The sequence below is a fragment of the Porphyromonas sp. HMSC065F10 genome, assembly GCF_001808555.1.
Lineage (GTDB): Bacteria > Bacteroidota > Bacteroidia > Bacteroidales > Porphyromonadaceae > Porphyromonas_A.
The window spans coordinates 22,385-31,566 of sequence record NZ_KV793789.1; the positions used below are offsets into that span (position 1 = coordinate 22,385).

Annotated in this window: 5 protein-coding genes; 1 reads left to right on the forward strand and 4 read right to left on the reverse strand. The window is 57.9% G+C overall.

The features are described from left to right. Positions 1-5 precede the first annotated feature (5 nt). On the forward strand, positions 6-497 hold the full coding sequence (locus tag HMPREF2890_RS05275) for an exonuclease domain-containing protein (protein WP_070466315.1): 492 nt from the start codon (positions 6-8) through the stop codon (positions 495-497). Positions 498-779: 282 nt separating this feature from the next. Here the strand turns inward: HMPREF2890_RS05275 and HMPREF2890_RS05280 are convergent, their stop codons facing one another. The 4 genes from HMPREF2890_RS05280 to HMPREF2890_RS05295 form a co-directional block, all read right to left on the reverse strand. Further along, the gene (locus tag HMPREF2890_RS05280; RefSeq protein ID WP_070466306.1) at positions 780-2,645 is read right to left on the reverse strand and encodes a TonB-dependent receptor; all 1,866 of its coding nucleotides are present in this window, start codon (positions 2,643-2,645) and stop codon (positions 780-782) included. 47 nt (positions 2,646-2,692) lie between these two features. Further along, positions 2,693-5,689: a tetratricopeptide repeat protein gene (locus HMPREF2890_RS05285; RefSeq protein WP_070466308.1), complete on the reverse strand. Its 2,997-nt coding sequence runs from the start codon at positions 5,687-5,689 to the stop codon at positions 2,693-2,695. Positions 5,690-5,897: 208 nt separating this feature from the next. Further along, positions 5,898-6,839 (reverse strand): OmpA family protein, encoded by a 942-nt coding sequence (locus tag HMPREF2890_RS05290; RefSeq protein ID WP_070466310.1) that lies wholly within the window; start codon positions 6,837-6,839, stop codon positions 5,898-5,900. 47 nt (positions 6,840-6,886) lie between these two features. After that, complete coding sequence (locus HMPREF2890_RS05295) at positions 6,887-9,097, reverse strand: outer membrane beta-barrel protein (protein WP_070466313.1); 2,211 nt, start codon at positions 9,095-9,097, stop codon at positions 6,887-6,889. Positions 9,098-9,182: the final 85 nt, after the last annotated feature.

Consider the following 9,182-nt stretch of genomic DNA (forward strand, 5'->3'; position numbering starts at 1 on the left):
GTGTTATGAGAGACTTTGCCGCAATAGACTTTGAGACCGCCAATAATCAGCGCTCTTCCATCTGCTCCGTAGGCGTCGTTGTGGTCCGAGGAGGCGAGATCGTTGACTCCTTTTACTCTCTCGTACACCCGGAGCCAAATTACTACAACTACTGGTGCTCTCAGGTGCATGGTCTGTGTCACCGAGATACGGACGAGGCTGAACTCTTTCCCCACGTGTGGTCACAGGTGGAGCCCCTGATAGAGGGCCTGCCACTGGTGGCTCACAATAAATCCTTCGACGAGAGTTGCCTGAGGGCTGCCTTCAGGACCTACCGCATGGAGTATCCGGACTATGACTTTTACGATACCTTCTGCGTCGCTAAGCGTGTACTCCCCTGCTTAGAGAACCACCAGCTGCAGACTGTGGCTGAGGCGTGTGGGTATCACTTGAGAGATCATCACCATGCCCTGGCTGATGCGGAGGCGTGTGCCTGGATCGCAAGAGAGATACTGTGATGAGACCTTTGCATAATACCCCATCTGCAGCGTCACATTCGAGATTCGGGCTTGGTCATGTGCGTAAGCACACTCCCTTCGCCCTCACTCTCAGTCCCTTGCATCTGGGGCATTCTGCAAGGCCCCTGCCGAAAAAGCGGTGCTTTTTTCGGCGAAAGACCATTTTGCAAAGGTCTTTTGATGCCATCTGTCGACCAGCCAGATTATCGGTCGGAGGGAATGAAAAAAGGGCTGACCCCGTACCACGGAGTCAGCCCTTGCTTTAGTTCTTGCCCTGAAAGTCTACAGCTCGAGGGTGATGCTGCCGTAGACGCCTATGCCGGGGCTGTAGTAGTGGCTCCAGCGCTGGATCTTCTGATTGAGAAGATTCTCCACCGTGAGCGAGAGCCCAAGGTTCTTCAGTACCTTATAGGAGACCTGGGCATCGAGCTTGGTGATGAAGGGTAGGGTGTAGACCATCTCCTCTCCCTCACGGACAACGTCCCTCGGGAGCAGCTGCTGCATCTTGATCCCTCCCAGGCCGAGGAAGTTGGCGCTCAGTGTCAGGTCCTTGATCGGACTGTAGGTGAGGTCTGCCGTCAGCTCGAGAGTGGGTCTGCCGAGGATGCTCTCCATCAGCTCGTGATCCGGCTGTGTGCTCTCCTCCGCTGTGAGCGCCGGGCGGGCGAAGTGATTGTACTTCACGCCGAGCGAACCGCTTAGCCCCTCTGCTCCCATATAGCGGGCGCCGAGGCTAGCGTAGCCGTGACGGACCGTGCCGAGATTGCGGAGGTCAAAGAGTGCCACCGCAGCATAGGGCTCTCCCTCGTAGCCCTCCGGTGTGGGGGTGGAGGCACTCTTGCTTGCAAAGTCGTAGAAGTCCCTGTAGTCGGCATACCCGCCCTTGAGGTCGAGGGCAAAGCCGTTCCAAGAGCCCAGCTCCAGCCCGAGGGCGACATCGTAGGTGGAGGACTCGATGCCAAGCGCCATGCTCATCGGGTCGGCATACCTATTGATCCGGTAGAGGTCGCGCATCGAGAGCATCGACATGCCTCCGGTAGCGGAGAGTAGGAGCGAAACCTTGTCGTGCATCCTCCAGCGGAGCCGCGCATCGGGCGTGATCAGCAGCTGCTTGGCACCCATGGTGGGGAGCTGCACCTTTACCCCCGCCCGCACCTGGAGCGAAGGGATGATGTAGTCAAAGTGGGGGATGAGGGTGATGATCTGGGACGCCTTGCCTCCTGATACTTCCTTATCAAGAGAGAAGCGATTGATCTCGTAGCCGGCGTCGACGCCAAACCTGAAGTCATTGATCTTAGCACCATAGGTGAGGCTCCCCATCACTCCGGCGTGAAGCGCATCGCCCCGTCCGGAGATGAATACCCCGATCGGCTCACCCTCCCGATGGGCGTTGACGTCGGCATTGCGATTGCCGTAGTCGACCGTAGCGCTCAGGCTATACTCCCAGGTGGAGAGGGCGCTGATGGGTGCCGGTGAGAGGGAGACGCTAAGTCCCGTGCCATAGTAGCTCATCAGCTCGGGCTTCTCGGGCGTAGCGGTGATGAAGTGGTACGGCAGCTCGCCTGACTTCACCGAGCTCAGCGGGTGACCATAGAGCGAGTGGGCGTGCCCAAAGCCGAAGCCCTCGATCTCCAGCATTCGGTCGCTGTCGGGTAGCTTCTGAGCGTATCTCACCAGCCCCTCCGTGTCGTGGGTCTCATTGATCGGAGCTGTATCCAGCTTGCCCATCTCGCCCGTGGCGTGGCGAGAGGTGTGGTCGAGGGCTACAGTGATCGTCCCGTAGTCTCCTACCCTGAAGTGAGCCCCGATATTTCCTCCCGCCTTGACCGGATAACCGCCAAAGAGTCGGGCGTAGAAGTGGTGGCTTCCGTACTCCGGCAGGTATAGGTTCTCGCTCGGGGTGAAGAGACGGGGCCTTGCCTTCATACTCAGGCTGTAGCTATTGCGGGCAAAGTCCAGTGGGTGGAGCTGTCGGGGTGTCTGATTGGCGAGGGGATTGAAAAATTCCTTCTTCGCCTGACCTGTCTCCGGTATGTAGGCTCTCTGCAGGGTCATCGACCGGCGGGGTGTGTCTGCCGGCGTCTGGGCGCTCAAGCCAAGGAGCATGGACGATGCTGCGAGCGTGACTAAGAGTTGTCTGATCTTCATTATATGGTGGTAGGATCTTTCTTTAGATAAAAATGAGTGTGGCGAAGTCAGAGACGTGAGAGACGCTCGTCGATCTGATCAATGATGCCATCCTGCTGCTCCTTGTACCCGGACCGCAGGCTCTCGAGGTAGGTCTTGGCTGTGCTCTTGTCACCGAGACGGGCGTAGCTGTCGCTCAGGAGGAGGATGGCTCGTGCAAGCCAGTAGCGGCTGTCGGACTGTCCGCCGACCACCTTCTCCATCCGGTCACGGACGGTCTGGAACTGGCCCTGGTCATACAGCTCCTCTGCCGCCAGCACGCGGGCTGCCGTCGTCTGGGCAGAGACGGGCAGCTGAAGTACCGCCCGGGCATAGAGTCGCGCCATGTCCTTCTTCCCCACTTGGTCGTACCGTGTGGCGGCTGCCGTCATCACCTCAGAGCGGGTCTGCGGTGTGAGGTCCCACTTGCTCCGAGAGACATCATCGGCAAGGGCGAGGAGGAAGTCGAAGCTCTCGCTCTTCTGCGCATGGGTCGCTGCGGCGGAGATGTAGCGACTTCGGTCGGCCTGAGTACTGCTCTCGTTGGCGAGCTGAAGGGCGACCTCTGCCGCACGGGCGGAGTTGCCACTTCGCTCATAATTCTCCAGAAGTAGCAGCCGCACATCGTGACTCATCGTGGGCTCGAGCTGCATCGATGCGAGACGCTCGAGGATCGGTGTCGCCTCCCTGTGCCGCTTATTAGAGGAGAGGATCAGCGCCTTGCTGTAGAGGGCCTTGTCGAGGTACGCTCCGGCAGGGAAGCGGGTCAGGTAGTTGTCCAGTGCCTTGACCGCCTCGGCGGGCTTGCCCTCGGAGACGACCTTATCCGCTGCGAGATAGGTCATCTCGTCCATCTCGTGGTCGGAGATCGCACCGGCGCCACCGATGGAGCGGACCAAGCTATTGTACTCATCCACGCGATTGAGCTGGATGCTGAGTGCCTTAAGGTTCTCCAGCGCCGTCTTGGCCGCATCGGACTTGGGGTAGCTGCGGATCACCGCCACATAGGCATCCGCTGCCTGTGAGAAGCTCTCCTCGCTCATATAGGTGAGAGCCCTCTGTACTGCGGCAGAGGGGGCAAGCTCGTGGCGGGGGTAATTGGTAACCACACGGTCGTACGCCTGTCGGGCGAGGGACTGTCTATTGAGTATGCTGTAGGTCTGTCCCAGCTCGTAGAAGCCCTCCGGCAGGAGTGAGGAGGAGGGGAAGGTCTGCTGCATGCGGGAGAGGAGGCTGATCTTGCCCTCGTAGTCCTTCTGCAGCCCGAGGACAATACCACGGTGGAGGAAGCCGTAGTCTGACTCCTCTCCACCGGCTCGCGCTGCCTGGTCGTAGTAGTCGGCCGCCTCGCTGAGTCGGCGCTCCTGCACAGAGATGTCGCCGAGGCGGTTGAGTACCGCAGTGCGCTCGTTGGTCGATGGGGTGGACTGAGAGAGGTAGGACCGGAAGGCGCTCTTCGCCTGGTCGTAGCTCTTATTATTGAAGTAGGCGTATCCTAAGGTGTAGTAAGCCTGAGGATTGAGCTTAAGGCTCTCGGGACGGTTGTCGAGATAGGCACGGGTGTCGCTGATGGCGCCGGTGTAGTCTCCCTTGCGGTATGCCGCCTCTCCACGCCAGAGATAAGCCTCGGCGACGCTCTCCGGGTCTTCGTTCTTCCCGATGATACGCCCGTACTGCTCGGTTGCCTTCCGGAGGTCGCCTCCCGCGAGTGACTGATTGGCCTCCCCGAGCTTCACCTTCTCCCTCACCCTCCTCAGCTCAGGAGGAAGCGGGCTGATAGTGGAGATCTCCCGCAGTACATCGGCTCGCTTGGGGTCATTGAGGAAGGCGTCACTGAGGTAGGTGATCACCTTGGGTCGATAGGCTCCGGTGGGATAGCGCCTGAGATAGGAAGCGAAGCGCTTCGTACCGGCACCGAGACGTCCCTGATGCCCCGCATAGGCAGCGAGGGCGCCATTGAATTGTGCATCCTCAGTCAGCGGGGCGTAGACATCAATCTCAGACGCCCGGTCAAAGGAGGCAAGGGCACTGCTGCTCTTTCCGCTGCTCAGATTAGTGAGCCCGAGATAGTAGTGAGAGAGCTGAGACATAAAGTCGGGAGTGCCGTCATCGACCCGCGTGAGGTAGCCGATGGCCTCCGTCTCGTGGCCAAGCTCGTAGAGGTTTTTCCCGAGGACAAGTAGGTCAATCCGCCCCGGTTGCTCTGCCTGCCTCATATATTGTCTCAGGTAGTCTGTGGAGAGGTCAATCCGCCCGGTCATCGCTGCGGCAAGGCCTGCGGTATGGAGGAGGGAGTGACGGGCACTGCTCTCGGAGGCATCCCTCTTGAGCCCCCTCTGTGCCAGTGTCAGTGCTCCCTCAAAGTCCTCCTGAGAGAGTCGAGACTCAGCCACATAGGCGAGTGCCTCGGTGCCGTAGGTGGTATTGCTGTAGAGTCCCGAGAGTAGCCTCTCTCCCTCGCTTGCCCGGTCGGACTTGAGGAGGAGGTAGCCGCCGTAGAAGGCTGCAGCGTTGTGGAAGTCTCGGGAGTAGGTCAGCGGGAGGAAAAGCTTGAGCGCCGCCTCCTCGGAGCCGGTCTTCATCAGAGAGTAGGCGTGGTAGTAGTCGATCGCCTGCGCTCTCTCCTCCGGCAGGGCCGACACATCGGTCCGCTCCAGCCAGTAGACCGCTCCGGAGTAGTCTCCCCGCACGTAGTACCACTCTCCGAGTCGACTCTGAGCATAGGGCAGGAGGGCGCTATGAGGATGCTGCTCAATGAAGTGGAGGAGCTTGAGGTCCGCCTCCTCAGCGCCCATACAGCTGCGGGCAATGGCATCGAGGTAAAGTGCCTCCTCGCCCATGATGGGCATACTCCAGGTCTCCTTATATAGCGGTGCCAAGCTCTCCACCACACCGGTGTAGGCCTGTAGCGACATCGCCTGACGAGCGTGCAGGAGGTGCGTCAGCGGTGAGATGGGCTCCTGACCAACGACCGTGGCAGAGAGGCCGAGGGCTGCCGTGACTAAGGCTAGTATTTTCTTATCCATAGGATCGGAAATGTCTCTTGAGATATAAGTTCTCTCAAAGGTACCAAATTCTCCATGAGCAAGGGGAAAAGCAGGCGATTATGCGTCACCCATTGGCTCTTACTGATCCCAATAGCTCAATAGGTGAGTACATAAAAGAAAGGCAGCTGCGAGAGTATCTCACAGCTGCCTTAGCTAATCTGTCTGCCCATGTGGGCAGATCTATCTATTACTCGCCGTAGTAGGGACGGATGTCAACACGGCGGGCATCAGGGTACTGAGCGGAGGTCTCCTTGATCGTGTCCTCTCCTGAGGGTACGATGTGGAGGTACTCGTCAGCGATCCCCTTTGTCCGGAGGTAGTCGGCAGCGGCATTGACGCGGCGACCGGAGAGACGGTTGTTGTAGCGCATGTTACCCTCGGGTGAGGCGTATCCTCTGAGCTCTACAGCCATCTTATTCTCCTTGATCCAGCCGGCGACGTTGTCAAGTACGACCTTTGCCTTCGCGTCCAGCTTGGAGCTGTCAAAGGCGTAGAAGACCTGGCTCAGGAAGTGATCCCAAGAGTCAGCCTTGGCACCCGGTGCGAGCGGAATCGTATTCTGCTGACCATTGGTGCCCGGCAGGACAGCCGTCGTGCTGTTGCCTGAAGTGGTTGCCGGGGTGGCAGCACCTCCGGTAAGGAGTGAGGCGAGGTCGCCATTGCCGAGGAGGTACCTCACCAGCGCGGGGTCAAGCTTCCCGCCATTTTGCTGAGCGAGAGTGATCAGGAGGAGGGTCTCAAGGCGGTCCATCCGCGCCTCGTAGTCCTTGGTGTAGACGTTCCTCAGAGCCGACTCGAGAAGCTTATTCTTCAGAGTCTCGACCTTGAAGTCGTTAAGCACCTCAGCCTCCTTGAGCTTACGCTGAGAGTCGGCTCGGCTGGCTACGATCATCTTGGTGATGAGCTCCTCAGCCTGCTTGGGCGTGATGGGGAGGATGGCACTGTCGTCCACCTTATCCCAGTCCTTGATGCCTAAAGCACCGGCATAATCCTCGGAGGACAGGACAGGAGCACCTGCTCTCGTCACGTCTACCGTGTCTGCCGGAGCGACCTGAGAGGTCTGAGCCATGGCAGGGACTGCGGTGGCAAGACCAATGGTCAGCAGGAGTGTGGTAGTTATCTTATTCATATCTAAATGGATCTACTCTTATTGAAAAAACGAAAGAGGGGATTTCTTTAGAAGATGAATCGATAGCCAACAGCGATCTGGTTATTCTTGAAAAGACTGCGTGCGGTGTAGTCAACGAACATCTCGCCATTGGTACCGAGATTGATATTGGTACCGGCGATGATGTTGGTGCCAAACTTAGTGCCCAGGCCGTGCTGGAAGATGCCAACGCCGAGACCTACATAGGGAGTGAAGCGGCTCTTGATGTCAATATTGTAGACAAAGTTACCGGCGAGATCAAAGGAGGTACCTCCCTGACGGAAGCCAAACATGATCTCAGGCATAAAGTCAAAAGAGCTGTCGCTGATCTGCATGTAACCACGCATACCGAGCGCCCAAGAGGTGGACTCACCGAGGCTGACGCCGGTGACGGCAGCGAGACGGTTGAGCTTCAGCCAGCCACCATTGGGGTGGATAGCAGCGGGACGCTCTGAGGGAGCTACATCGTAGGAGCCACGGGGAGCAGGCTGCGGAGCATTGTATCCGGTGCCGGGAGCAATGATCGTCGTGGAGGGAGCCACGCTACCATTGTTGTTGCTGCGGGCATCACGCTCGAGTGAGCCTACGCGAGCCTGAAGGTCCCTAATGGCACGATCGTCAGAGGTGACGGTCGTGGTAGAGGTGGAGGTAGAGGTGCTCTGAGAGGTAAGGGCGCGGAGGATCACGTCGGTCTCGTCAGCCGTGTAGAGGGAGGCGCGCTTGCCCTCCTCCTCGTGGATGCGAGCCATGATGCGATTTACCATCTCCTCAAACTCCTTCTTGGTCATCATCTTACCCTGGTGCTGGTGCTTCTTCACCTCAGAGCGGCAGACCTTAGAGCTGCTACTGGTGTCACGACTCTCGCGAACCTCACGACTCTCACGAGCCTCACTATCCTGACGATCACTGCGGAGCTCATTGGTGCGCTCGTTGTAGGCAACGGTCTCAGTGTCGTCCATGAGCTCGCTCTGGAGCACGGGATCACCGAGATTGATGCGGAGACCAGCGGTGTAGCCGATATTGACAGCAATGTCCTTAGGTGTGCTTACGCTCTGGATGCTCTGCTCATTGGCGGTCATCAGGAGGGCATCAGCGTTGCCGAAGAGGGCAAACCAGCGAGAGATCGGGATCTCAATACCAGCACCGAGCATACCGAAGAGGTCGTGAGACTTGAAGTTCTCCTTTGCCTGCTCCTTGTCCTTAGACTCGATGAGGTTGTTGCGGTCGAGGTAGCCGGCACCGAAGCGGAGGTATGGGACGATACCACGCGGGTAATTGAGACGTGCGATGAAGTTGGCACCGTACATCTTCAGGTCCTTATTGAAGTCAAAGCTCAGCTTATTGGGCTCCTTGGTAGCCTGGTAGTAGAAGGCGCGGAAGCCGACGAGAGAGGAGAAGTCGACACCTGCGCTCCCTCCGATGAACCACTGGTCGCTCAGACCGGTCTTGTTGCGGAAGTCTACGTACTGTACACCGGGCTCGAGGACAAACTTCATACCGCGGAAGCCGTCGCTGAAGAGGCTCGCATAGCGGTCACCCAGCTGGTGGCTGCCGGGGGCAGCGTTGCCACCGAGGTAGAAGTCGAAGGAGGCAAGTGCAGACCAGTTGCCATACTTCTTCTTGTCCAGATCCGTTATGTTGCTGTACTTATTGATGAAGGAGTTGTTGGCGTTCATGTTGAAGCCCAGGTTGCGAGCCTCCATGGAGAATGCCATGCGATCGGTGATGCGGAGCTTGATACCGGCACCGAGGGTGTAGTAGAGCTGCTTGTCCTTGACCTTAGCCTCCTCGATGATCGCATCCTTGTTCTCAACCTTGAAAGGATTGTAGTCAAGTACCTGGACACCGGCACCTGCAGTAAGGTAGGGAGTTACAGCGTAATTGCCGAGGAGATTGACCTTAGCCTCACCACCTACGCGGGAGATGGTCATATCCATGCCGTCCAGCTTCTTCAGAGCCTCCTCATTGAGGGGATTCCACTCCTTGTCCTGGAGGGCATTCTTGAGGTTGATGGACTGCTCGTAATTGGCGCGGATCTCGAAGAAAGGACCGAAGCCAAAGCCTACACGGGCTCCGACGAAGGGTGAATTCTTGAGGGCGATGTTAGAGTTCCACCAGTTGTATGAAGCGTATGGAGATACCATAACGCTCACATCGCGAACCTGTGCAGAGGCATTGCTGCCTGCAAAGGCAGCAGCCATAAGACCCGCTACGGCGAGTACCAGTTTCTTTGATTTCATAAAATGTTAAACTATGAACTTTGTATAAGTTGTGTAAATATGATGCTAATCTCAGGCGTATAGGTCAAAATGGTGGGTGAAACAG